This is a genomic window from Brachyspira sp. SAP_772, assembly GCF_009755885.1.
Lineage (GTDB): Bacteria > Spirochaetota > Brachyspiria > Brachyspirales > Brachyspiraceae > Brachyspira.
The window spans coordinates 1-1,041 of record NZ_VYIX01000035.1 but is presented as its reverse complement, the minus strand read 5'-3'; the positions used below and the strand labels follow the sequence as shown (position 1 = coordinate 1,041).

Annotated in this window: 1 protein-coding gene; it reads right to left on the bottom strand. The window is 26.1% G+C overall.

Annotation, left to right across the window (positions count from 1 at the left end; all coding sequences use genetic code 11):
* On the bottom strand, positions 1–1,041 hold a 1,041-nt coding region (locus tag GQX97_RS12375; protein ID WP_157152223.1), incomplete at both ends, for a hypothetical protein.

The window sequence follows — 1,041 nt, the reverse complement described above, 5'->3', positions numbered from 1 at the left end:
TTATCTTCTAAATCTTTTCTGTAATTTGAAATACTATTTTCTAACTCTAATGATTTGTTAATAGCTTTATCAAYATCTTCTTTGAAACTGCTTAATCTATTATYAAAATCATTTACATTRCCATTAACACTTTCAAAATTGTTATTCAATACTTCAAAGTTAGATGATATTGTATCTAGATTAGYAGATATATTTTCATTRTTTGATGTTATATCTTCTAYRCTGTTTGATAATCTATTTATATCTGAGTTTAAATTATTTAAATTAACATTGTATCCTTCTAATTGTCTGCCTACATTATCTTTTAACTCTTCTAAAGAATTATTAAATGAACCTTCYAATTCTGATACACTGCCTCTTAATTCATTTAAACTGCTTTCTAATTCATCAAACTTAGATAACTCTTCTCTTATACCATTGAAAGAATCTTCTAATGATAACTTATAATCTAATAACTCATTTAATCTTTCATCATTATGAACATTCTCTACCTCTAAGCGAAGGGCATCTAATTCTTCTAATAAAAGATTCTTGTCRCTTGATAACATATCTTTTATATAGTTTATRTCGCTGTCTGTATCATTTAGYCTRTTTAATAACTCGCTGCTAAACTCTTCAAACCCTCTTTCTAAYTTCTCTCTCTCTTCTTCAAATAAACTATATAACTCATTATTATCACTAACTGATGATACATCGCCTTTTAATGATAAATAATCATCTCTAAGACTTTCCAATTGAGAGATTAATTCATCTTTYTCTTTGCTCTGTAAATCTATTACTTCATCTCTRTCTAAAATACTTTTCTTWACTAAATCTAAAGCTTCCTCAAAATCTACACTCAACTCTTTATATTGACTGCGTACTGAGGATATATCATTATCTAAACTGTTTCTTATATTAGATATCTCTTCTTCTAATTTGCTATTAATACTATTTATGCGGGAATCCAATTCTTCTACATAATCTTTATTAAACAACTTGCCAAAATCTTCTTCTAACTTACTTAATTTCTCTACATTTGCAAGAAGCTTATCATTAATA